General features: G+C 38.4%; 26 protein-coding genes. 9 read left to right on the top strand and 17 right to left on the bottom strand.

The window, feature by feature from the left end; genetic code table 11:
• Positions 1 to 7 precede the first annotated feature (7 nt).
• The 3 genes from FG382_RS13540 to mntR form a co-directional block, all read right to left on the bottom strand.
• Positions 8 to 925, bottom strand: coding sequence for a DUF1002 domain-containing protein (locus tag FG382_RS13540; protein ID WP_142539420.1), 918 nt, complete (start codon positions 923 to 925; stop codon positions 8 to 10).
• A gap of 92 nt (positions 926 to 1,017) precedes the next feature.
• Positions 1,018 to 1,878 (bottom strand): CvfB family protein, encoded by an 861-nt coding sequence (locus FG382_RS13535; RefSeq protein WP_142539419.1) that lies wholly within the window; start codon positions 1,876 to 1,878, stop codon positions 1,018 to 1,020.
• 41 nt (positions 1,879 to 1,919) lie between these two features.
• A complete protein-coding gene (gene mntR / locus FG382_RS13530) occupies positions 1,920 to 2,339 on the bottom strand; it encodes a transcriptional regulator MntR (RefSeq protein ID WP_142539418.1) in 420 nt (139 codons plus the stop codon).
• 240 nt (positions 2,340 to 2,579) lie between these two features.
• Here mntR and FG382_RS13525 point away from each other — a divergent pair, with 240 nt between their 5' ends.
• Positions 2,580 to 2,735 (top strand): lmo0937 family membrane protein, encoded by a 156-nt coding sequence (locus tag FG382_RS13525; RefSeq protein WP_142539417.1) that lies wholly within the window; start codon positions 2,580 to 2,582, stop codon positions 2,733 to 2,735.
• An 87-nt stretch (positions 2,736 to 2,822) separates the two neighbouring features.
• Here the strand turns inward: FG382_RS13525 and FG382_RS13520 are convergent, their stop codons facing one another.
• Genes FG382_RS13520 through FG382_RS13510 form a run of 3 tightly spaced genes read right to left on the bottom strand, consistent with a single transcriptional unit; the run spans position 2,823 to position 6,403 of the window.
• Positions 2,823 to 3,929 carry a GNAT family N-acetyltransferase gene (locus tag FG382_RS13520; RefSeq protein ID WP_142539416.1) on the bottom strand — a complete coding sequence of 369 codons (1,107 nt, stop codon included), beginning with the start codon at positions 3,927 to 3,929 and terminating at the stop codon, positions 2,823 to 2,825.
• A gap of 19 nt (positions 3,930 to 3,948) precedes the next feature.
• Positions 3,949 to 6,045 carry a heavy metal translocating P-type ATPase gene (locus tag FG382_RS13515; RefSeq protein WP_280525888.1) on the bottom strand — a complete coding sequence of 699 codons (2,097 nt, stop codon included), beginning with the start codon at positions 6,043 to 6,045 and terminating at the stop codon, positions 3,949 to 3,951.
• A complete protein-coding gene (locus tag FG382_RS13510) occupies positions 6,029 to 6,403 on the bottom strand; it encodes an ArsR/SmtB family transcription factor (RefSeq protein WP_142539415.1) in 375 nt (124 codons plus the stop codon). Before FG382_RS13510 ends, FG382_RS13515 begins: the two co-directional genes overlap by 17 nt.
• A gap of 321 nt (positions 6,404 to 6,724) precedes the next feature.
• On the opposite strand from FG382_RS13510, the gene FG382_RS22990 reads away from it, so the two are divergent.
• Positions 6,725 to 6,949, top strand: coding sequence for a hypothetical protein (locus FG382_RS22990; RefSeq protein ID WP_211356399.1), 225 nt, complete (start codon positions 6,725 to 6,727; stop codon positions 6,947 to 6,949).
• A 39-nt stretch (positions 6,950 to 6,988) separates the two neighbouring features.
• On the opposite strand, the gene murB is transcribed toward FG382_RS22990, so the two are convergent.
• Together murB and FG382_RS13500 are read right to left on the bottom strand one after the other, a co-directional pair.
• Positions 6,989 to 7,909, bottom strand: coding sequence for a UDP-N-acetylmuramate dehydrogenase (gene murB / locus FG382_RS13505; RefSeq protein ID WP_142539414.1), 921 nt, complete (start codon positions 7,907 to 7,909; stop codon positions 6,989 to 6,991).
• A gap of 78 nt (positions 7,910 to 7,987) precedes the next feature.
• Positions 7,988 to 8,293 carry a winged helix-turn-helix transcriptional regulator gene (locus FG382_RS13500; RefSeq protein ID WP_142539413.1) on the bottom strand — a complete coding sequence of 102 codons (306 nt, stop codon included), beginning with the start codon at positions 8,291 to 8,293 and terminating at the stop codon, positions 7,988 to 7,990.
• A 254-nt stretch (positions 8,294 to 8,547) separates the two neighbouring features.
• Between FG382_RS13500 and FG382_RS13495 the strand changes: the two genes are divergently transcribed.
• The 4 genes from FG382_RS13495 (at position 8,548) to FG382_RS13480 (ending at position 12,872) form a co-directional block, all read left to right on the top strand.
• The gene (locus FG382_RS13495; RefSeq protein ID WP_142539412.1) at positions 8,548 to 9,075 is read left to right on the top strand and encodes a YceI family protein; all 528 of its coding nucleotides are present in this window, start codon (positions 8,548 to 8,550) and stop codon (positions 9,073 to 9,075) included.
• A gap of 185 nt (positions 9,076 to 9,260) precedes the next feature.
• Positions 9,261 to 10,448, top strand: a complete 1,188-nt coding sequence (locus FG382_RS13490; protein WP_142539411.1) for a hypothetical protein — start codon at positions 9,261 to 9,263, stop codon at positions 10,446 to 10,448.
• Between the two features lie 16 nt (positions 10,449 to 10,464).
• Positions 10,465 to 11,697, top strand: coding sequence for a Zn-dependent hydrolase (locus FG382_RS13485; protein ID WP_142539410.1), 1,233 nt, complete (start codon positions 10,465 to 10,467; stop codon positions 11,695 to 11,697).
• On the top strand, positions 11,697 to 12,872 hold the full coding sequence (locus tag FG382_RS13480; RefSeq protein WP_142539409.1) for a M20 metallopeptidase family protein: 1,176 nt from the start codon (positions 11,697 to 11,699) through the stop codon (positions 12,870 to 12,872). Before FG382_RS13485 ends, FG382_RS13480 begins: the two co-directional genes overlap by 1 nt.
• A gap of 1 nt (position 12,873) precedes the next feature.
• Here the strand turns inward: FG382_RS13480 and FG382_RS22985 are convergent, their stop codons facing one another.
• A complete protein-coding gene (locus tag FG382_RS22985) occupies positions 12,874 to 13,026 on the bottom strand; it encodes a hypothetical protein (protein WP_211356398.1) in 153 nt (50 codons plus the stop codon).
• An 84-nt stretch (positions 13,027 to 13,110) separates the two neighbouring features.
• Here FG382_RS22985 and FG382_RS13475 point away from each other — a divergent pair, with 84 nt between their 5' ends.
• Positions 13,111 to 13,407, top strand: a complete 297-nt coding sequence (locus tag FG382_RS13475; RefSeq protein WP_142539408.1) for a hypothetical protein — start codon at positions 13,111 to 13,113, stop codon at positions 13,405 to 13,407.
• Positions 13,408 to 13,500: 93 nt separating this feature from the next.
• Here the strand turns inward: FG382_RS13475 and FG382_RS13470 are convergent, their stop codons facing one another.
• From FG382_RS13470 to FG382_RS13450, 5 genes are all read right to left on the bottom strand, one after another.
• Positions 13,501 to 13,716, bottom strand: coding sequence for a hypothetical protein (locus tag FG382_RS13470; RefSeq protein WP_373287629.1), 216 nt, complete (start codon positions 13,714 to 13,716; stop codon positions 13,501 to 13,503).
• Positions 13,717 to 13,877: 161 nt separating this feature from the next.
• Complete coding sequence (locus tag FG382_RS13465; protein WP_142539407.1) at positions 13,878 to 15,686, bottom strand: ABC transporter ATP-binding protein; 1,809 nt, start codon at positions 15,684 to 15,686, stop codon at positions 13,878 to 13,880.
• The gene (locus tag FG382_RS13460; RefSeq protein WP_142539406.1) at positions 15,679 to 17,421 is read right to left on the bottom strand and encodes an ABC transporter ATP-binding protein; all 1,743 of its coding nucleotides are present in this window, start codon (positions 17,419 to 17,421) and stop codon (positions 15,679 to 15,681) included. The genes FG382_RS13465 and FG382_RS13460 overlap by 8 nt, the downstream gene beginning before the upstream one ends.
• A 13-nt stretch (positions 17,422 to 17,434) precedes the next feature.
• Positions 17,435 to 17,896, bottom strand: coding sequence for a PadR family transcriptional regulator (locus FG382_RS13455; RefSeq protein ID WP_142539405.1), 462 nt, complete (start codon positions 17,894 to 17,896; stop codon positions 17,435 to 17,437).
• A 142-nt stretch (positions 17,897 to 18,038) separates the two neighbouring features.
• Positions 18,039 to 19,571, bottom strand: a complete 1,533-nt coding sequence (locus FG382_RS13450) for an FAD-dependent oxidoreductase (RefSeq protein ID WP_142539404.1) — start codon at positions 19,569 to 19,571, stop codon at positions 18,039 to 18,041.
• A 103-nt stretch (positions 19,572 to 19,674) separates the two neighbouring features.
• Between FG382_RS13450 and FG382_RS13445 the strand changes: the two genes are divergently transcribed.
• Positions 19,675 to 20,028, top strand: coding sequence for a DUF2500 domain-containing protein (locus FG382_RS13445; protein ID WP_142539403.1), 354 nt, complete (start codon positions 19,675 to 19,677; stop codon positions 20,026 to 20,028).
• Positions 20,029 to 20,070: 42 nt separating this feature from the next.
• Here FG382_RS13445 and FG382_RS13440 read toward each other — a convergent pair whose 3' ends face one another.
• The 3 genes from FG382_RS13440 to FG382_RS13430 form a co-directional block, all read right to left on the bottom strand.
• The gene (locus FG382_RS13440; protein ID WP_142539402.1) at positions 20,071 to 20,724 is read right to left on the bottom strand and encodes a DsbA family oxidoreductase; all 654 of its coding nucleotides are present in this window, start codon (positions 20,722 to 20,724) and stop codon (positions 20,071 to 20,073) included.
• Between the two features lie 635 nt (positions 20,725 to 21,359).
• Positions 21,360 to 22,289, bottom strand: a complete 930-nt coding sequence (locus tag FG382_RS13435) for a manganese-dependent inorganic pyrophosphatase (RefSeq protein WP_142539401.1) — start codon at positions 22,287 to 22,289, stop codon at positions 21,360 to 21,362.
• 46 nt (positions 22,290 to 22,335) lie between these two features.
• Positions 22,336 to 22,785 carry an RrF2 family transcriptional regulator gene (locus FG382_RS13430; protein WP_142539400.1) on the bottom strand — a complete coding sequence of 150 codons (450 nt, stop codon included), beginning with the start codon at positions 22,783 to 22,785 and terminating at the stop codon, positions 22,336 to 22,338.
• A 173-nt stretch (positions 22,786 to 22,958) separates the two neighbouring features.
• Between FG382_RS13430 and hmpA the strand changes: the two genes are divergently transcribed.
• The gene (hmpA, locus tag FG382_RS13425; RefSeq protein ID WP_142539399.1) at positions 22,959 to 24,146 is read left to right on the top strand and encodes an NO-inducible flavohemoprotein; all 1,188 of its coding nucleotides are present in this window, start codon (positions 22,959 to 22,961) and stop codon (positions 24,144 to 24,146) included.
• Positions 24,147 to 24,205: the final 59 nt, after the last annotated feature.

Below are 24,205 nucleotides of genomic sequence, written 5' to 3'. Positions count from 1 at the left end.
GTGCTTTTTAGTTAAATAGAGAACGAATAGAATCGATTAAATTATTAAAGAAGTTTTTAACGCTTTGCCAAAAGCCTTCATTATCCACAAGATTACCGACCTTTTCTTCAATTGTTTTACTTAAATCATTTAACTGATCGGACCATTTACTAAAATCGATATCTAATTGACGAATACGATCCATAATATCGATTAATAACTGACGGTCTTTTTCAGAAAGCTCAATTTGTAACTTGGAGAGCTGCTCCGATACGATTTTTTCTACTTCTTCTCGCGTCACAGGGTTTTGCTCAGCAATTTGTTTTTTAATTTCTGTAAGTAGCTCACTTACTTTCGCTTCATCAATACCTGCTTCTTCTGAAAGAATGGTCGCTACAGACAACTCATCATTTGCTACATCTGTACGCTCCGTATCTAGCTTTCCACCTGTTACTTCATAAGCTTTATATATACCAACTAATGCTGAATGACCAGTAACTGGTTTAGGAGCTGCAATTTCAACAACTGCATCTTGAATACCAGCTGTCAGCATGGCATTGGCATACATTTCAGATGTTACTTCTGTAATATTATCTGGTGTAACAATATTAATGACTAACCCTTTTCCTGCATCTTTTCTTGTAATCTTAGCAGAAGAAAACATTCGCGCAGATGCATCTCCATCTTTTAAATAGGTTACTAGATCTTGTCCTGTTACTTCAATTTCTTGAATATCAGAGCTATCTGTTATTTTTAAGCTTTCTTTTACACTATTCTTTTGTTCTTCTGTTAGATTGCCACCGTAAACAACGATGGGTGCACCAAATTTCTCATTTACCACTTCTTCGGTCGTCGATCCATCTGAGTCTGCTAGTGCAATGGACGGGGCAATAAATGCTCCTATTACTAATACTATAGCCATTATTGTTTGCAAAAACCTTTTCATTTTATCAAACTCCCTTCCAGTTGGCTCTTCCATTAGTACGTAAAAAGGAGTAAAAAGTTCCGAATGAATCGATTCTTTTTACCCCTATCTCTTTATAATTTCAATTGTGTCCAACCATCGGCTTGAACAATTTTTCCTTCTTTCATTAACTTTCCTAACGCCCGCTTGAATGCCGCCTTGCTCATAGAGAACATTTCTTGTATTTCCTCGGGTGTAGATTTATCTGTAAATGGCATTTTACCACCTACATCATTTAAGTAGCGGAAGATAGATTCCGCGTCGTCTCCTAAACGTTCGTGATTACGAGGAAGAAGCGATCCGTTCAAAGAGCCATCTTCTTTCGTATCGATAATACGAACTGTTAAATCTTGTCCTAGTCTTGGCTCTTCTGTACGTTCTGATTGATGCACGAAAATTCGATAGTTCTCTGGTACACTTAGTAAGAAAGTTCCAATTGGCAATAATCTATACGGTCTTGCCTGAATATTTTGGTTGAATAATGTAGTTGGGGCATCTATATATAGCTCTTCTACTCGATCCTCTGTTGCCAAACGTCCAAATAATTGTCCGTCTTTGTCTGTACGAAGAGTCATGTATAAATGATCGCCGTTTACTGGCCAAAGTTCTTTTATCTTCGGCAAGTCCTCTGCTTTTACTTGCACTTCTTTGGAAGTACCGATATCCACAAAAGCACCTTCTTTTTCAGAAACCTTAATCACTTTTGCCCATCCATAAGTTCCTTTTTGTATAGTAGGAAGTGCAGTTGTGGCAGATAAATTTCCTCTTCGATCTACGAATAAAAATACCTCAATCGTATCATCCACTTGTAAATTTTCTGGTGCCTCTGATGCGTTCAATGAAATTTCCGTTGTATTATGCTGAAGAATCCATTTTGATCCCTCTTGTGACGTCACTTGTAATTTCACAATCTCTCCTGATGCTAGTTCTGACAAATGTATCGCTCTCCTTATATCCATGTTATATGGTTTTGTTCTTAGTCTTTTGTTTCTTCTTTTAATGCAATAAGTCTCGATTGCAGCTCTGGATTTTCTTCCAAAAATAAAACCAAATCAGCAATTCGATCGATTGAATTCCAGCTTAAATGATGTTCAATACCTTCAACATCCGCATAAATATTTTCTTCTTCTACTCCAATTAATCGCAAAAAGTCTTCCAGTAAATCATGTCGTTTCACTAGTTTTTTACCAAGTTTCATACCTTTTGTTGTAAGGGTTAGACCACGATATTTTTCGTATATTAAGAAACCATCTTTATCTAGTTTTTGCACCATTTTTGTAACGGAAGACGGTAATACCGATAATGCTTCTGCTATGTCAGACACACGAGCATATCCTTTCTGCTCGATTAATATATATATTTGTTCAATATGGTCTTCCATGCTTGGTGTTGGCATTTACATCTTCCTTTCATCACTTCTTTGTTCATTTTACTACATACTGTTACCTATCACAATTCAAGACCTATTTCCTACCGTAGTTTCAGGAACTTAATGCTCGTTTTTGGGGATATATGAAGACAGGTTTGGTTATTGGAGCTATTTTCCAGTAAGATAAAATGTTTAATGCACCATCTTAAAGGGTAACTTTTTAATAACAACACATAACAACATATATTGATGGAAAGGATGTTCCATATGGGTAAAATTTTATGGACGATTATCGTCATACTAATCGTACTATGGGTATTAGGTTTAGTATTAAAAATAGGCGGTGGACTTATCCACACACTATTAATCATTGCGGGTATTATTTTTGTCATTCAACTTGTGACAGGAAGACGATCGCTCTAGAAAAAAGGTGTTGCCAATCGGCAGCACCTTTTTTAATATGTTTTATTCTTTTATCCCGCATTAACGGGCACCCCACTGGTTGAAGTTTCACTTTATTTTTGCGTAAATGCAAGTATCTCTTAACTTTTTGTTATCAGCAGAGAGGGAATCATGGCGAAGTGTGCCTTCTAATGTGTAGGATAACCTTGCTGCAACAGAGCGGCTTCGTACATTTTCGCTATCACAACGAATTTCTACTCGATTTGCATGTAACTCTTCAAACGCAAACTCGGTAATCCGTTCAACCGCTTCGGTCATTAGTCCTTTTCCTTCAAACTTACTATCAATCCAATAGCCAATTTCGAATTTTCGTACATTCCAATCGATTCGGTGTAAGCCCGAGGAACCTACAAACTCTCCTGTCTCTTTTAAGAACAAATGCAGCCTTAAATCTTTTCTTGTAATAAAATCCGCAACCGCTTGCCGCAAATTAGTTGTAGTCTGTTCTAGCGTTTGCTTCGATTGCGCCCATGGCATCCATTCTTTTAATGCATCATGGGAGCTTACAATTGCTTTCCAGACTACTTCGGCATCCTCTACTTTAGGTGCACGAATAATTAGCCGTTCCGTATGAAGTTCTTCCGAAAAAGAATAGTCTTCCTTTTTAGTCACTTCTGGATGGGAATCATCATCCCACTTTACTGGTGTTGACGTACCTTTTAAGAAGTCCTCTCTTGTCATGCCATACGTGACTGCATCATAATAAGATTCCTCTTTCGGAGAAAACCACGCTTGACGAAGCTGGGCTTCTTTTACAAAGCCAGCCCGTTCAAATGTTTTACGCATAGCAAAATTATCTTGTCTTGTATGTCCTTCTAAACGAATTTTTGCCTGTGGTAATTGGAAAACATATTCAGCTATCATTTTTAATGCACGTGGACCATAGCCTCTTCCTCGCGCTTCATCTGCAATTCGCAAATCGAATAAAGGAATCTCATCACGCAAGTCATAAATTTTAACGATACCAACCTGTTCTCCGTCTTCGTTTTCCACCCAAAACGTTTTTACTTCGTCGGATTGATAACCGCCTTCTTCAATTGTTTTTTCGATCAATTCTCTAGCTGGATGTGCATTTCCATGATATGGCCAAGTATTAGTAGTCATGAAATGGATCAGCTGTTCCTGCTCTTCCATTGTCCATTCTGTTAGCTTCATTTTATTCCCTCCGAACGTACTATTTATGCACTTTTAAAAGTCGCAATGAATTCAGCACTACGAGTAAGGTTGCCCCCATATCTGCAAAAATGGCAATCCATAAAGTTAACCACCCTGGAATGATGAGCAATAGTGCAATTATCTTTAGTCCTAAAGCAAACATAATATTTTCTTTAATAATATGCAATGCTTTTCGACTTAATCGAATCGTATATGGAAGTTTTTCTAAGTCATCCGCCATCAGTGCAACGTCTGCCGTTTCGAGTGCGGCATCTGTTCCCGCTCCACCCATCGCAATCCCAACCGATGCCGCTGCGAGAGCAGGTGCATCATTTACTCCGTCCCCAACCATTGCAACTGCTCCATATTTTTCTTTTAACGCTTTAATAGCTGTTAGTTTTTGTTCTGGCATCAGGCCTGCTTCAACATCTGTCATACCAAGTTTAGCCCCAATAGCGTTTGCAGTTCTTGTATCATCGCCAGTAAGCATCACGGTGTGTTTGATACCTACACTCTTAAGATTTTGGAGCACCTGCATGCTAGTTGTACGAACCGGGTCGGCAACTGCGATAAATCCTTTGTATACTCCATCCTCTGCTACAAGCATTACCGTGTTTCCTTCTGATTGCAATTGTTTGACACGTTCAATTACTTCAGCTGAAACGGCACTGATCGAAAGAATCCAAGAAACACTACCTACTGACCATTTATTTCCATCTATTATCCCTTCCGCACCACTGCCTGTAATGGATTTAAAATGATCAACAGTCAAGGCATGTATATGTTCTGTCTTGCCGTATTTCACAATTGCTTGTGCAAGTGGGTGCTGGGAGTATGTTTCAATCGACATCACTTTTTGTATGAAATCATGGGGATTTTCAGTCTCTACAACTGTTACTTCAGGGTATCCTCTCGTTAATGTACCTGTCTTATCAAAAGCAATCGCTCGTATACGACCAATTTCTTCTAAGTGAATCCCACCTTTTATCAGCACACCTTGCTTGGCAGCATTTCCAATGGCCGTTACGATCGCTACAGGTGTGGATACAACCAATGCACATGGACACCCTACTACTAATACCGCAAGTCCTTGGTAAATCCATGTTTGCCAGTCACCACCAAATAACGGTGGCACGATGGCCACAAAAAAAGCGATGGCTATAATGATAGGTGTATAATATTTTGCAAACTGATCTACAAACTTCTGAGAAGGTGCTTTTTCCGCTTGCGCTTCCTCTACTAAATGAATAATTTTCGCAATCGTCGTATCTTCTACTCTTTTGGTTACTTTTACTTCCAAAGAACCTTCTTCATTTAACGTACCAGCAAACACTTCATCACCATTCGCTTTATAAACAGGTACAGCCTCACCTGTAATAGACGCCTGATTGACCGATGAAGCTCCCTTTACCACAATTCCATCCATGGCAATTTTTTGTCCTGGTTTTATGATTAACACATCATTTATTTCAATAAATTCCGTATCAACCTCTACCAACTGAACACCTCGACGAACGGTTGCAGAAGGAGGTGCTATATCGATTAACTGACTAATCGATTGACGTGCTTTATTCATCGAGTATGCTTCTAATGCTTCACTAACTGCGAATAAAAAGACAACAACAGCCCCTTCACGCCACTCACCAATTATTGCTGCCCCAATAATCGCAATTGTCATAAGCGTTTTCATATCAAAATAAAAACGAGACAAATTAAACAATCCACTTTTGAACATATCGTATCCGCCAACTATAATTGCGATGACAAATAAACCAATTGCAAATGGATGTGTTTCTTCATACATAAAAGACGCGATAATCCCAATTACTAGAAAAACAAAGGAAATAGCCGTTACAACATTTTCTTTTCGTTTTAAAAATGGCGTTGTGTCTTGTTTCCGCTGTTTAATCGGTGCCACTTTAATCCCGTCAAAAGCGCCGGCCTTTTCAATATCCTCTACAGTAACATTACCAATAACAGCAACTTTAGATGCGCCGAAATTCACCAATGCTTCTTCCACATTCGGCAGGCTTTTTATATTATTTTCAAACTTCATCGCACAGTTGGCGCATGATAGATTTTCTAAGCGATACTCTTTTTTAATTGCTTTCTCCAATCTTCTCACTCTCTTCTATGGCGTGTTCGTACGCAATTTTAACTAACTGATTCACATGATGATCCGCTAATGCATAATAAACTAACTTGCCTTTGCGTTCTGATTTGGCCAATGACAAATCTCGTAAATATCGTAAATGATGTGAGGCCGTAGCTGTAGAGGAATCAATTATTTCACTCACATCACATACACAAAGCTCTTCTTCTATTGTTAGTGCATATGCAATTTTCAAACGTGTTTCATCTGCTAATGCTTTAAAAATCTTCGCGACGTTCGTTACATCAGGAAGTTGCTGTTTGACAGAAATCACTACATTTTCATTTACTTTCGTTACCTCACACATATCATTCGTTTGCATTTTCCCACCTCATTCAAATGTCCATTTGATTATTACCATCATTATATGTTCAAACTATTCGAATAGCAAGGTAATTCAAACAGATATTTGAATGTTGTTTTTCTTTTAATAGTGGTCTGATTTTTAATAAAGGAAGTGACATGATAAGGGATAGTAGACTCAATATGGGAAAAGATAATTGCGATGGGTGGAGGAGAGATTGTCCAAACTTGAAACGATTGTCCAAGTTTCAGAGGTGATTGTCCAACTTTCGAGAAAGATTGTCCAACTTCGGGGAGTGATTGTCCAAACTTGAAACGATTATCCAGATTTCAGATGTGATTGTCCAACTTTCGAGCGGGATTGTCCAAACTTGAAACGATTGTCCAGATTTCGGAGGCGATTGTCCAACTTTCGATAGAGATTGTCCACCTATTTGGAGGGATTGTCCAAATTACTATCAAATGGCGAAGAATGCTCATTGCTCACTCCGGTGAATGTGTATGCTCTGCAGTAATTCACCAAGACGCACTTTCTCCCTTATTGTATTTTAAAGCAGCCTGCTAATTTCCTTAAGGCATAAAAAAAGAACCTGTGAATATATATTCACAGGTCCACATTTTCTCCGACGATTTTCACTTCGAGTTCAAGCTCTATGTCAAAGTTTTTCTTTACTGCTGATTTTACCATTTCGATCGTGCTAATATAGTCGGTTGCAGTTGCATTGTTTTTATTAACAATAAAGCCTGCATGCTTTGTGGAAACTTCTGCTCCACCATATCCTTTTCCTTGCAAACCACTATCTTGGATAAGCTTACCGGCAAAGTAACCAGGTGGACGCTTGAACACGCTACCTGCTGAAGGATATTCGAGTGGCTGTTTAGATTCCCTTTGGAACGTCAAGTCTGCAATTTTGGCATCGATCTCTTCCTGTATACCGGGTGCTAATTCAAACTCAGCGGATAATACATAATATCCTTTTTTCGTAATAATACTTTTACGATAGCCAAGTTCGAGCTCGTCTTTTGAAAGAATAAGCTTTTCGCCGCTTGGTGTTAAAACAGTCGTTTGAACAATTACATCTTGAATCTCTCCACCATAGGCACCAGCATTCATCGCCATTGCACCACCAATTGAACCGGGAATCCCACATGCGAATTCTAATCCTGTAAGTGTTTCACTTGCAGCCGCTCTTGAAACATCGATAATATCGGCCCCACTTTCAGCGATCACTCTGTTGCCGTTTATCGTAATCTTGTTCAATTTTTCCAAACGAAGTACAATCCCGCGAACCCCGCCATCTCGTACGACCATGTTAGAACCGTTTCCTAGAAGTAATAATGGAATATTATTTTTATATGCATATTGAACTGTAAACGCAGCTTCGTCTTCCGTGTCAGGTGTCACAAATATATCTGCGGCACCGCCCATTCGTGTCATTGTATGCAAATTTAATGCTTCATCTATTTTTATGTTCTTCGGATCTATTCGTGCACTTAAATCTTGATACCATTGCTGTTTAGCCAAAAATAGCCAATCCTTTCTTCATTAACCTTTATCCTTTCATAGTATGCGTTCTCGCTCTTAATTTTTCAAGCGAAATTGTTAGAACCATTCTTTAGACCAAGATTCAATTCCATCAATCACATCTTTTAGGGCATACCCTTTGTCCGTTAAATTATATTCTACACGTACAGGAACTTCCGAAAAGACAGTTCTTTCTACTAGACCCTCTTTTTCGAGTTCTTTTAGACGCTCTGAGAGCAAACGACCACTTATAGGAAGAGACGACTCGATTTCATTAAATCTTTTCGCTCCATCAATTAATTGAAAAATAATTAACGCAGTCCATCTTTTTCCGAGCAACTCCATTGCCTTTGCTAAGCGTGGACATAATAATGTTTCTTTCATTTCATTCACCTCTATTACTACCTATTATACGCCTAGATAATTTTTTTGTAAAATAACAGTAATTTAATTACTTGACGTAAGCTCGGTATTAATCTAAAGTTAGTTACATAAAGTAACTTGTGGTTTATTTTATAGATGAATTGGGTAAAGAAAAATGTTTAAAGAATCAATTTGTTTTGAAATAAAACATCTTGATTTCAAAATTAATTTATTATATACTGAAAAAAACAAGAAATCCTGAGGAGGAAATTAAAATGACAAAGTTTAATCTTGACGCAGCGCACTCTAGTATCGACTTTTCTGTAAAACACATGATGGTTTCAAAAGTAAAAGGTTCTTTCACTAACTTTACTGCTGACTTGGAAGGAAATGCAGAGGATTTAACTGGTGCAACAATCAGCTTCGACATCGATGTAAAATCTATTACAACAAACAACGAAGATCGAGACAATCACTTACGTGGTGCTGATTTCTTTGATACAGAATCATTCCCAAATATCAAATTCGTAGCTACAGATATCAAAAAAACAGATGATGGCGAATACGATGTAACTGGTGACATGACAATTAAAGGTGTTACAAAACCAGTCACTTTTGAAGTGGAATATGGCGGTAAAGGTACAAACCCATGGGGTCAAGAAGTTGTAGCATTCTCTGCTGAAACTAAAATTAATCGTAAAGACTTTGATTTAGTATGGAACCAAGCACTTGAAACCGGTGGCGTACTTGTTGGAGAAGATATTAAAATCTCTGTAGAACTTGAGTTAAACCCAGCTCAATAATTTAAATAACTCTTAAGCAACTTTGGACTTCCAGAGTTGCTTTTTTTATTTGGAAATGTGCTGTTTATCTAAAGAAAACACTTACATTACTATCCTAAAAGTCTAACTTTTCTGAAATATATTATATACTAACCATTCATGTTATTATGTTGAGAATTCTATATTGTCAGAAAGGAATAATTATTATGTCACAAATGCTTGCACTAGTAATCGTTATCGCGATTTTATTCATAGGAGATCTAGTTTCAACCCGGACGAAGGCTTGGATTCCTTCTGTTTTTATATCTGCAGTGCTCTTCCTTATCGGCTACTGGACATTCTTCCCACAAGATATCGTCCCGATTGCCGGGGTACCACCAGTTGTAGCAACTATGATGATTTACCTGCTCATCACCAATATGGGTACTTTACTATCTATTCAACAATTGAAAGAACAATGGAAGACGATTATTATTTCCATCGCTGGGATTGTAGGGATTATTGCCGCTCTATTTGGAATAGGAACGTTCTTATTTGGTATTGAAACAATCATCGTCGCTATACCACCTTTAGTTGGAGGTATTGTATCTGCCTTAATCATGTCAGAAGGTGCTGCAAATGCAGGGCTGACTACTTTATCCGTTTTCGCCATTGTTATATACGTTATGCAAGGCTTTGCTGGTTATCCATTAACCTCTATTGCGCTGAAGAAAGAAGGGAAAGTACTTCTTGAAAAGTTTCGCAAAGGAGAATTAGCCACAACAGGACAAGCTTCTACTGCTTCTGAAGAAGTGGAAGAAGAGCTGAAAATGTTCCGGAAAATGCCTAAACAATATAATACCGATTACTTTAAATTTTTCCGCCTTGCTTTCGTCGGTTTCCTTGCTTATCTTGCTTCTACATTGTTAGCACCAATCGTAACAGTTAGTCCGTACGTTCTTTGTTTATTATTTGGTATTATTGCGAAAAGCATCGGCTTTTTGGAGCGTCATGTATTACAAAAAGCAAATGGATTTGGATTATGTGTAATGGTTTTAATGCTATTCGTATTTGACGGGCTAAAAGCTGCTACACCATCTATGATTATCGATATTCTATATCCTTTGATCGGAACAATCGTATTAGGGGTTATCGGAATGTACATCTTCTCCTTCATCATCGGAAAAGTGTTAAAAGTAAGTAAAAATATGGCTTTCGCAATCTCTTTAACTGCATTATATGGTTTCCCAGCAGATTACATTATTACAAATGAAGTTATCAACTCATTAACACAGGATGAAAAAGAACGAAAAGCATTGACCGATCATATGCTTGCACCAATGCTTGTAGGCGGATTTATAAGCGTAACCATTGTTTCTGTAATTCTTGCAGGTATTTTCGTAGGATTCTTATAAGTATAGGAGTGATAGAATGTTAGCCAATCAACAAAGAATTGAACAGCATATTGAACTATTAAGTCAATTTACCTCTACGCCTGGCGCTGGCGTAACAAGACTAACTTATTCGAAAGAAGATTTGAATGCTCGAAATTATATTAAAGAGCAGATGCTCAAATACGGACTTACCGTTTCAGAGGATGGGTTCGGAAATATTTTTGGTAAGCTTGATGGAACGATTCCAAACGCCCCTTCTGTTATTGTTGGCTCTCATTTTGACTCCGTTCCGAACGGAGGAGCTTTCGACGGTACTGCAGGTGTGATAATTGGGCTAGAAGTAGCTGCGTTATTTCAAGAGAATAATTGTCAGCCTGCTTATCCTCTCGAAATCATTGCACTTGTGGAAGAAGAAGGATCCCGCTGGGGCGGTGGGTTAATGGGCTCAAGAGGTATGATGGGTTTATTGACAAATGAAGACTTTAAAGTACTTGCGGATAAAGACGGCGTATTAGCTGAAGATGCAATGATTAGCATAGGTCTGGATCCTTCAAAAGAAAAATTTCGTGATCCCAAAACAATAAAAGCATTTCTCGAGCTCCATATCGAACAAGGACCTATATTAGAAGAAAAAGATATTCCAATTGGCATTGTGGAAGCAATTGTTGGATTAACGCAATTAGAAGTAACAATTCAAGGGAAAGCAGGACATGCTGGTACCACACCGATGAATCGTCGGTCTGATGCTTTGGTTGCAGCCGCTGAGATAATTGCCGCTTTTCCGAAGCTAGCGATAGAGGAAGGAAATGGGACAGTAATCACTACTGGACAGCTCCAGGTATTCCCAAATGGTTCCAATGTAATACCTGATAAAGTGGTATTCTCCGTAGATATACGTTCTGGTAAAGAGCAGCACGTTCAAAATGCAGTGGAAAAAGTGGAAGAACTGATTGCTTCTAAACAGACTACCGACATTCTTACTTCAACGGAACAATTATTATATATTTCGCCGAAAGAGATGGATCAACATATTCAATCTATCTTTAAGGAAACGAGTAATGATTTAGTTATCCCTTACTGCTCGATCAACAGTGGAGCTGGTCACGATGCAATGGTATTTTCCGATTTTACTGCTTGTGGGATGATTTTCATTCCTAGTAAAGATGGGCTTAGTCATTGTCCCGAAGAATGGTCGGATGGAAGTCATCTGGCGAGCGGTGCAAATATTGTATTTCAGACAGCCTTAAAGTTAACGGAGGGAAATAAATAATGATTAACCAAAAAATAAAAGAATCCATTACAAATAATAGTGAAGAATTGACTGTGCTGCGTCGTAAACTACATAGTGAGCCTGAGTTATCATTTGAAGAATTCAAAACAACTGCTTTCGTTTGCGAGTATTTAGACGAGCTTGGCATTCCTTACCGAAAAACGGAGCCAACTGGTGTAATCGCAGAAATCCAGGCAGTTCCTGGTGGGAAAACAGTGGCGCTTAGAGCGGATATGGATGCTCTTCCAGTTCAACAACTGAACACACATGTACCCTATGCTTCTAAAGTGGAAGGAAAAATGCATGCTTGTGGACATGACGCACATACTTCGATGCTTTTAATAGCAGCCAAAGCTTTGAATGATGTAAAAGAACAACTTCCAGGAAATGTTCGTTTCTTATTCCAACCAGCAGAAGAAGCAGCGGCTGGAGCAAAAGCAATCGTTGCTCAAGGTGCAATGGACGGCGTAGACAATGTATTTGGTATTCACATTTGGTCTCAAATGCCAACAAATAAAGTAGCCTGCTCACCAGGCCCTTCATTTGCTGCAGCGGATATCGTTAAAGTGAGATTCAAAGGAAAGGGTGGACATGCTGCGATGCCAGAAGCTTGTATCGATGCAGCAATTGTCGCTTCTTCATTTGTGATGAATGTCCAAACAGTTGTCTCTAGAACGATTGACCCGCAAAGTCCTGCTGTTCTTACTATCGGGAAAATGGTCGTCGGAACACGATTTAATGTAATCGCTGAAAATGCCGAAATCGAAGGAACAGTTCGCACATTCCATCCAGAAACCCGCAATCATATAGAGAAAAGTATTACGCAATATGCGGAAAGTATTGCCTCTACTTACGGTGCTACTGCAGAAGTGGAATATATTCGCGGCACAGATACGGTAGTAAATGAGGAAGAAAGCGCACAACTTGTTCAAAAAGTGGCTACTGAAGCATTTGGATCTGATTCGGTGTATGATGAAAAACCAACAATGGGTGCGGAAGACTTCTCCGCTTATTTAACGAAAGCTTCAGGAAGTTTTGCACTTGTTGGTAGTGGAAATCCTCAAAAAGATACAGAGTGGGCACATCACCACGGAAACTTCGATATCGACGAAGATGCACTTGTAACTGGTGCGGAATTGTATGCTCAGTATGCTTGGGCTTATTTGAATAAATGATTTATTGACTCCCCCGAAGTTGTTCGGGGGAGCTTTTTTCGTTTTCGGATGGTTTTCCAACTAAAATGACGATTTTTCCAACTAAACTCAGATTTTTTCCAACTAAAACTTCATTTTTTCCAACTAAATGAGCTAAAATTCCAACTAAACTCATCAATACTCAGAATAATCCATATTTGTGAAACTATTTCTTTCTTTTTTCGTATATACTTAAGAAAATAGCTACGGAGGGATATAAATGGAGGATTTGTTCGCACTAGGGATTGGCTTAGTGGCTATAGTAATGATTTTTTCTATACCACTTACCGCAATTTGGACAACTCATTTACGAAAAACACAAAAGTTTAAGGCTCAAATTGTCAAAGATGAAATTGAACTTGAAAAACTGAAATATAATAACTTTTTAATCGAAACTGAAAAAATGCGATTAGACCTACAACAAAAACAAACAGATTTACTAGAGTCCTCTGCTGATCCAATTATTTTAGATTTACAAAAACGTGTACCAGCAGAAACGAAAACTTCTTCTTTCTAAAACAATCGTGCAGAGATTACTCCGCACGATTGTTTTTTATTGCCTAATTCACTATCTAAACTTAATCATTTCAATGAACATATATAGAGGTCATTATAATTTCCCTTCTTTTATCCATCCATAAATTCGATAAGTACCAAACATAGAGAGCATTAAAAGGAGAAGCATTGCTATTACCCATATTGACAATCTATTTATTAATAGCAAATCCTCTTTGTTTATAACCACAAATATTGAAAAACCGATAAACATTAAGTAACAAAAGATATTGTTTAATATCCATACCATTCTTAACTTTGTATTTTTCAATAGGATCACTCTCCTTTGTTTCCAATAGACATACGTATCAAAAAGTAAAAGGTTACGTAACAAGAAAGATTACTTCTATTTGAGGATCCCCCTTAAAATAGTCCTTACATAATACAAGCAGGCAGTACTCCACTTTCCTTGGGTACCGCCTACTTTTTCATTCAAATATTAAACTGACTCTCATACAATTCAGCGTAAAAACCTTGTTGCTTTAACAGTTCTTCATGAGTACCAGACTCGATCAGTTCCCCTTGGTTAATAACTAATATCCGATCCGCATTTTCGATTGTTTTTAATCGGTGTGCAATGACGAAGCTTGTTCTACCTTCCGACAATCGATTCAGCCCTTGCTGGATCTCTATTTCGGTTCTCGTATCAATGCTTGATGTCGCTTCATCTAGTATCAGTATATCGGAATCGGCTAATATCGCTCGAGCAATCGCTAGTAGTTGGCGCTGCCCTTGACTCAGGCTTGACCCGCCTGAGGTTATAAGCGTTTCATAGCGTTCTGGCAAATGCTTAATGAACCTATGTGCGGAAGCCATTTTGGCAGCGGCAATGACTTCTTCGTCTGTTGCTTCTAGGCGACCGTAGCGGATATTTTCCATTATGGTTCCGGAAAATAAGAATGTATCTTGAAGTACGATTCCAATTTTTTCACGGAGTTTACTGATCTGGTAGTCTTTAATTGATCGCTCATCGATTTTAATTTCTCCAGAATCGATGTCATAAAAACGCATTAATAAATTAATAATGGTTGTTTTTCCAGAACCAGTCGGACCTACTAATGCAATTTTCTCCCCTGCTTTTGCCTCAAAGCTAATGTCTTTTAAGATTGGTTTACCCTTTTCATATGCAAAATTTACATTGGTGAACGTGACATCTCCTCTGAAAGAGTCGACTTCAATGGCATTTTCTTTATCCGTTAAATCCGGTGTTTCGTCCATAATCTCAAATACTCGTTCTGCACCAGCTATAGCCGACTGGAATGTGTTGAATAGACTGGATAGTTGGTTAATCGGTCGGAAAAATTGGCGGGAATACGTAACGAATGCGGCAATAATTCCGACTGTTGCCATATCTTGCACCGTCATAACAGCACCAACCGCTATGATTAGCACAAGCCCTAAGTTATTGATGAAGTTATTAATCGGTCCTAAAAAGCCAGATACCGTATCAGCTGCCATTGCAGAATGTCTTAGTCTTTCATTCACTATAGAAAACTTTGTGAACGTTTTTTCTTCCTGTCCGAAAATCGTAATGACTTCATTTCCGGAAATAGCTTCCTCGATAAAGCCGTTCAGTTCCCCTAAATCACGCTGTCTTTTGATAAAATTACTACTGCTATATTTAATCACTTTCTTCGTTGTAAACATAATTAATGGAATGACCAATAAAGATACAATAGCAAGCATCCAATTCAGTAAAAACATCGCTATCGTCACACCTGACACCATTAGTATAGAGGAAATAATTTGAATCACACTTTGACTCAGTGCATTATTCAAACTCTCAATATCATTGGTCACACGACTCATTAAATCGCCATGCGTTCGTTTATCAAAAAAGCGTAAAGACAATGTCTGAAACTTATTAAATAAATCCTGGCGTAAAATTCGAATTGTTTTCAGCGATACTCGCACCATCAAAAACGTTTGCAACCAAGTAAAAATAGAAGCAGCTACATACACAATGGCCAGTATCACTAAAAATCGAAGGGTGCCATTCATATCTTTTGGAATGATATATTGATCGATAATGACACCAATCATATAAGGTACGAGTAAGTTCAAAAGCGTAGAAATGATGACAAAAATAACCGATGCAACCATTGCTACTTTTTGCTTCTCCATGTACTGCCATATTCGTTTGAGCGTACCTTTTCTATCCTTTGCCTTTTCCACTGGTCCGCTGAATCCTCGTGGTCCACGTGCTCGGCCAATCGCGCTAGATGTGGAAGATTTATTCATATGAATAGACCTCCTTCCCTGTTTGCGTTTCGTAAATACCACGATAAACACTGCTGTTTTCTAGCAGCTCAGTATGTGTACCACTCGCTTCCAGCATGCCATCTTCAATCACGAGAATCTGATCTGCGTTAATGATGGAAGAAATCTTGGCTGAAATAATAAACACAGTGGTATCCGCATGGTTTTGATGTAAAGCTTGTTGTACGGAAGCTTCCGACAAAGCATCGATGGCGGAAGTGGAATCATCTAATATTAAAACTTTCGGCTGACGGATAAAGGCACGAGCCATTGATAGACGCTGTTTTTGACCACCAGATAGATTCGTTGCTCCTTGCATAAGCTCATATTCATATTTATCTTCAAGCTTATCGATAAACTCTATTGCTGCTGCTGATTTAGCTGCTTCTTCCATTTCCGAAAGACTTGCTTCCTCTTTTCCATAGTGTAAATTCTCTTCAATTGTTCCGGAAAATAAGGTCGCCTTTTGGGGCACAAAACCAATCATTCCTCTTAAACGTTCAAGTGGATATTCCTTTACATTCACTCCGTCGATCAAAATCGAACCCGAATCCGGATCATACAACCTTGGAATCAGTTTAATAAGCGTTGATTTTCCACTACCGGTAGAACCAATAATTCCAATCGTCTCACCCGCTTTCGCTCGGAATGAGATGTTTTTCAGGACATATTCCCCGTTCTTACTATAGCTAAAATAAACCTCTTTAAACTCCACTTCCCCTTTTGCTTGTGGAAGCAAAGTAGGAATTTCAGGTTCCTGAATATCGATTTCCGTATCAAGCACTTGCCCGATTCTATTAGCAGAAGTAAAGGAACGAGCAATTTGCATTAATACATGGCTACTTGTCATAAGTCCGTTCATAATAATATTCAAGTAGTTAATAAAGGCTAAAATAACACCAACTTGAAGTGTCCCTTCATTTACCTTGATTGCACCCATCCACATACCTGCAACGACACCTAAATTCACCACAAATAGCATAATCGGCATTAGTGTTAAAATGACTTGTTCAGCAGACATATTTCGTTTCGTTAACAGATCATTTACCTTTCGGAACGTTTTAATCTCATAATCTTGACGATTGAATGCTTTAATAACCCGTATACCTGCAAACGTCTCTTGTAGTTTTGTATTCACCTGATCCATCGCTTTTTGGACTTTTGCAAATAACTGTCCCGATTTAGCCGAAAAATAATAAATACAAACCATTAAAATCGGGATCGCTACTAATAGTACTGGAAACAACTCACGCGCAGTAAACCAAACAATTGCTACCGAGCCAATAAACAATAGTGGACCGCGTACAAAAATCCGCAATGTCATCATTAAAGCTTGCTGAACCGCTGTTACATCATTCGTTACTATTGTAATTAGTTTTCCCGCTCCAAATGTGTCCGTATTTTTACTAGAAAACTGCTCCGTCTTTTTAAAAATATCACGACGTATATCTGCTGCAAAATTAACTGCAGTCTTCGTACTATAAATTGTACAACCAGCCCCACCGATCAAGCCAATAACAGCAGTTAACAGCATTAGTAATCCAAGCTTAATCACATATGCATTATCATTATTGGCAATTCCCACATCGATAATATGCTGCATAATGGTCGGTTGTAGTAAGTCCATTGCCACTTCCACACACATTAATAACGGAGCTAAAATTGCAAATAGTGTATATGGCTTAATATACGGAAATAATTTTCCTAGGGATCTCATGGCATTTCCCTCTCTATCTATTTTCTTTTTGTAAACGTTCGGTTATTTCTTTCACAAACTCTATTAACTTAGTCGTTTTTTCAGTGCTTTTACGTGACTGTTTAACCGCTTTATGGATTTCCACTTCCCATAAATCGAGTGCTGACTTTAGCATTGTTGCTTCATCGGAATTTTGCCAAACCCAGCGTGCTTTCCACTCTTCCCAAAACTCTCCTTCTCTACGAGTGGCGAATTCCTCTAATTTTTCATTCCCTTTTTCTTTTATCTCATATGTCTTTTTGTCCGAATCAGGATCTAAACCGATCATTTCTTTCTCCGTCAATTCCTGAAGCGCCGGGTATACTGTCCCTGCACTTGCTGAATAAAGTCCACCAGAGCGACTTTCTAATTCTTTCATTATTTGATAGCCATGCATTGAGCCTTCCTTTAGCAAATGCAAAATGGCTATTTGCATAAAACCTCTTCGCTTTTTCAAGTAGATCCTCTCCTTTAATCTATATCGATAATTTTAATCGATATATCGAATAAAAACAATAGTAAAGGAGTTACCCAATAAATGATTTGGGTAACTCCTTAGTGATGCAACTATTTTACAAGGAGCTGTATTACAACTCCTATCAATCCGTATACTCAACCTTTTCTAATGGTTCAAATGCTGGTCCCTCTATAACATCCCCATTATAACTAAAACGTGAACCATGACATGGACAATCCCATGAGCTTTCCGCACTATTAAAGGAGACATTACAGCCCATATGGGTACAAGCGGGTTTTACTAGATAGACTTTTCCTTGATCATCCTTATAAGCCCCTACCTTTTTGCCATCCAGCATGATTATGTCTCCACTACCAGATTGAATATCCTCAAGTTTCAAATCAGGTATCTCTGTCTTTCCTTTCACAAGCTCCTTTGCAACACCTGCATTATTTTTTGCGAAGCTTTTTATATCTTCTTTTTTCATTTTGGATCTCGCTGGATTATAGAGATCTATATAGCGGTTCTCTTTTTCCAATACAAGATCAGCCATAATCTTTGCGGCAACCGTACTGTTAGTCATTCCCCATTTTGCATATCCTGTCGCTACCAATACATCTGTCTTTCCTGCTGTCATTGTACCGACATAGGGTAGTTGATCTAAAGTGACCAGATCCTGAGCAGACCAGCGATAATCGTAGTGACTTACCTTAAATTGTTCTCGTCCAAAAGCTGCAAGGGTTTCGTAATTGGCATTCGTATCGCCTTCAAAGCGACCAGTTACATGTCCTTCTCCGCCAATAAGTAAATACCTTTTCCCATCATTCCCCATTGCAGTTCGTACAGAGCGTGTGGGCTTCTCTACATTTATATACATACCTTTTGGATAGTTAGTCGGTGCAACAGAAGCCAGGGCATACGAACGTTCTGAATGCATCCGTGCAAAATATAAGCCATCTCCGTCATTAAAGGGGAAATGACTACACACCAGTATTTTGTTTGCCCGGATTTCCTGACCTTCCATCAGTTCTACTGTGTTTGATTTAACTGTTTTCGCACGAGTCTCTTCATAAAACTGCACACCATTTTCTATTGCTTTTTCCATTAATGCTTTTGCATATTTTACTGGATGGAACTGGCCTTGGTTTTCTAACTTAAGAGCTTGCTTCACTGTATAAGGAAGTCCTGTGTCCTTCGTCAACGTTGCTCCCTCTATACCTAGGGTGTTATATGCATCCATCTCTTTTTCAACTTCTTCAATTCCTTCTTCTGTATCCGCATATAGATAAGCTGGCAATGTTTCGAAATCGCAATGGATATTCAATTGTTCAATCGTTTGTTTTATAAAATTTTTCGCTTCCGTATTTGCATCATAGTATAAGCGAGCTTTTTGCTCATCAAAAGTATTGATTAGCTGTTGGTAAATCGGTCCATGCTGGACAGTCACCTTAGCTGTAGTGAAGCCTGTAGTCCCTTTTAAAATATTACTTCCTTCTATAACGACTACTTTTCGACCACTTTGACTAAGCAAATAGGCTGCCGTAATTCCAGTTAGTCCTGCCCCAACAATGGCTACATCTACTTCTATATCTTCAATTAGTTTAGGAAAAAGCGGAAGTTCCTTATTTGCAAGCCAGTATGATTCCGATTCACTAGGTAAAATTTTCTGCGTCATGTTTAATTCCCTCCTGTTTCTTCTATTCTCTATCCATTTGTGAAACTTTATTCAATCTGAAGCGTATAAAAGAAAACTGTTTTTCAAGAGGAGTGTTTTTTAGATGGATAGTTACGGCTTCTTTGGTGGAATACCTCCATTTTTTGCATTATTTTTTCTTGTAGTAGCTGGTTTTATTATTTTTTCCATTGTGAAAAAAGGTGCCCAGTGGAATAAAAATAATAATTCTCCTAAGCTTTCAGTACCCGCTCAAGTAGTAACCAAACGTTCTCATACACAGGGAGGTTCAGGAGATAGTTCCGCCTTTACTTCCTATTACACAACTTTTCAAGTGGAAAGTGGAGATCGAATGGAGCTTCAACTAAGCGGACAGGAATATGGTATGTTAGCAGAAGATGATCTTGGTATTTTGACATTCCAGGGAACTAGATTTCTAAGTTTCGAAAGAACAAAATAAAAAAGTTCTCTTCCATATTGGTTAGGAAGAGAACTTTTTACTTTAATGTGCAGGAGAAATGCCTTCTTCTTCCGCTACTTTGTTCAGTGCACCTATGAACGATTCTAGTGGCTGTGCTCCAGAAATTGCATACTTATCATTTAATACAAAAAATGGTACGCCGCGAACGCCAATTTGGCCAGCACGAGCGATATCTAATCGAACCTCTGTCAAATAAGCATCCGAATTCAATACTTTTTCCGCTTCTTCTCTAGATAGCCCTAATGACTCGATTAAGTCTAGCAGCACTTCATGCTTGCCAATTTCTTTTGCTTCGATGAAATAAGCATGTAACAATAGTTCATTTGCTTCTTTTGCTTTGCCTTGCTCAGACGCCCATTTTACTAAGCGGTGTGCATCTAGTGTATTGGCTGGTTTCATGGCATCGAAATTATAATTCAATCCAACTGTTTTTGCTTGCTCGGCAACGCCCGCTGTCATTTGTTTTGCAGCTTCTACGCTTTGTCCGTATTTTTCCGCAAGTACTTCTACCATCGATTTATCAGATGTTTTTGGCGAAGTAGGATCTAATTCAAAACTTTTGAATTCAACTTCTGCTTGGCTTTCAAAACCTGCTTGTTGTAACGCTTCTTCTAGTCTTCTTTTTCCTATATAACAAAACGGACACACGAAATCGGACCATACTTCAATTTTCATCTCCATCACCTCTCGTTCATTGTAATGGGAGTTTGCTTTGATTTCAAAATAATTGCCTGCAAACATACAGTGCTTTGCTTGTAATCGGGATTTGGCACAATAAAGGGATAATGCGTCTTAAGACAGAGCTATTATGTGTCCGCTGGGATTTTCGCTACAGGGTAGACGCTTTCCGCGGGCACGGCTTCAATCTCCTCGTCGCTCACGCTCCTGCGGGGCTTTCAGCTCGTGCTTTTCCCGCTGGAGTCGCCACCCTTTCGCTACAATCCAGTAGAGTTTGCTAATTACTAAGAAATGATGTACTAGATTTCGTACTATATTGTTTTCTATAGGGAAAACCTATGAATAATTGAATGAGACAAACTTTAGCAATTATTAGCAAGTTCGATTGATTGAAGCGCAAGGCGGCGACTCCTGTGGGATTAGCGAGGCAGGTGAGACCCCGCACGTAGCGTTAGCGGAGGAGGAGGCTCACCGATCGCCCCACGGAAAGCGTCCGCCTGGAGCGGAAATCATGGCAGACATCTTAGTATCTCTTTATGACGCATTATCCCTAAACAGTAACATATCCTCAATATTATAGTTTCCTAAAATAAAAAGACTTCCGACTAGTAAAAGTCAGGAAGTCTTTTTAATTAGTTTGCTAATGCTTCAGTTAACGCTGGTACTACTTGTTTTTTACGAGAAACAACACCTTTAAGTAAAGCTGTATTGTTGGCGAATTTCACTCCAAAAGCAGCTTCTGCTTTTAATGCTAATTTCCCAAGCGCTAAAACTACTGAGTCATTGTTTAAGATATCTGTAACGACGAAGAAGAATAGATCTAATTCTTGTTCTTCGATTGCACGATGGATTAGTTCCTCTAGTTGTTCTTGTCGACCCATTACGTCATTTACATCTACTGCATTCACTTGAGCAATGACTACTTTGTTATCACCCATGCTGAATTCTTTAGCGTCTAGTGAAAGTAAGTCTTCTAAGCTCTTATCGCTTAAATCTGCTCCAGCTTTAAGCATAGCCATCCCATACTCTTCCGCATTTACACCAGCAATTTTTTCTAGCTCACGTGCTGCCATGATGTCTTCCTCTGTGCATGTTGGCGATTTAAATAATAATGAATCGGAAACGATTGCAGAAAGCATAAGTCCTGCAATACTTGCTGGGATTTCTACGCCTTTTTCTTTGTAAATTTTGTTTAAAATGGTTGCTGTACATCCTACTGGCTCGGCGCGATAGTATAAAGGCTCAGCCGTTTCGAAGTTTGCAATACGATGATGGTCGATTACTTCTGTTACTTGTACTTCCTCGATTCCATCTGCGCTTTGTTGTTTTTCATTGTGGTCTACTAAAATTACTTTTTTCGCTTCTGTTGCAACGTTCTCGATCAATCTTGGCGCTTCATATCCGAACTTTTCTAAAGCGAATTTTGTTTCATTGTTTACTTCGCCTAAACGGACTGCCTCAGCTTCTACTCCTATTTCATTCTTTAAATGTGCGTATACAATCGCTGAAGTAATTGTGTCTGTATCCGGGTTTTTATGTCCAAAAACTAATACTTTTTCCATTATAAAATCCTCCTAATCAAGTTAAACAATATCCGAACTTATTTTATCATATATCCATTTGTTCATTGAAAAGTAAATTCGCTATTTTATACTTTTGTTGCAAAAAGTCTGCCAGTGTGTATCCATCTAATACTTTTAAATACGCAAATAATGCACGATTCAAAGCACCTTTTAGTCCACAAACAGGCGAAATAACGCATGTATTTGTTTTACAGTCAAAGCATTCTACTAGGTGGAAGTCGTCTTCCGTATGGCGAACTACTTGTCCTATATTAATGTCTTTTGGATCCATTGCCAAACGAATTCCACCGCCTCGTCCACGGATTGTTTCAATATAGCCAAGTTTCCCCAATTCATGTGTCACTTTCATCAAATGGTTTTTAGAAATACCATATGCATCTGAAATAGCTTGAATTGTGGATAGTTCGTTCTTTTCTTTTGCTCCCAAGTATATTAACACTCGAAGTGAGAAATCTGTATACATAGTCAATCTCATATTGCCACCGCCATTCTACCTTCTTATTATAACGATATTGACAAACTCGTGAAAGAAATGTGTCCGATTTATTAAAGCTATCTTAAAGATGTATTTTAAATATTGCTTTAAAGAAAAGGCAGGAGTATTGTAATAAGTGTAAATAACAAAACAAAAAAAGGACGTGTCATGATATGTTATCTCAACAAACAATCGATATCGTTAAATCTACAGCTCCAGTATTAGAAGTACACGGAGTAGCTATTACTACCGCTTTTTATAAAAATATGTTCGAAGCACACCCAGAACTATTAAATATATTTAATCATGCAAACCAAGCAAAAGGTCGTCAGCAAACTGCTCTAGCAAATACTGTTTATGCAGCGGCTGTACACATCGACAATCTAGCTGCAATTATCCCTGCTGTAAAACAAATCGGACAAAAACACGTAAGCCTTGGCATTAAACCAGAACACTACCCAATCGTTGGAGAACATTTACTTGGGGCTATTAAAGAAGTACTTGGAGACGCTGCAACTGACGATATTATCAATGCGTGGGGTGAAGCATATGGCGTAATCGCGGATGCATTCATAGGCATTGAAGAAGAAATGTATGTGGCTGCCGAGTCAAAACAAGGTGGATGGAGATTCTTTAAAGACTTCACAGTAGTTCATAAAGAAAAAGAAAGTGAAAATATTACTTCATTCTACTTAAAACCAGCTGATGGAAAAGAAGTACCAGCTTATACACCAGGCCAATTTATTACTATTCGAGTAAGTATTCCAGGTGAGAAGTACTTATTAAACAGACAATATAGTCTATCAAAAGCTTCTGATCCAGAAACATTCCGTATTTCGGTGAAAAAAGAAGATGAGCATGATCCTGAAGGTAAAGTTTCCGTTCACCTGCACAATAATGTGAACGTCGGAGATACAGTAGAGCTTACTGCACCAGCTGGGGAGTTCATTTTAGATCCAGAGAAGTCAACACCTGTTACATTTATAAGTGGCGGAGTTGGAATCACTCCTATGATGAGTATGTTCGAAACAATTGCGAAAAACCAACCTTCTCGAAAAGTTTCTTTCATCTACAGCGCTCGCAATGAAAGTTTACATCCTTTTGATAAAGACATTAAGTTTTTATTGGAATCGATGGAAGATGCGAAATACGTTTCACTTTACTCTGATACAGAAGATGGATTTATCACAAAAGATGTTCTTGCAGCGAACGCAATCCAAAATGGAGATGTCTATGTTTGTGGACCAGTTGGATTTATGGAAGCCATGATTAATTACTTACTGGAACTAGGATATTCAAATGAACAAATTCACTATGAATTCTTCGGTCCAGCTATGCAACTAGAGCTAGCAAATGCATAATTGATAAAGTGAAACTTCAATCAGGGGGGGTCTTCATCCCCCACTGATTGTTAGTTGTG

Source organism: Psychrobacillus lasiicapitis (assembly GCF_006861795.1).
Classification (GTDB): Bacteria; Bacillota; Bacilli; order Bacillales_A; family Planococcaceae; genus Psychrobacillus; species Psychrobacillus lasiicapitis.
This window is presented reverse-complemented; position numbering and strand designations above follow the sequence as displayed.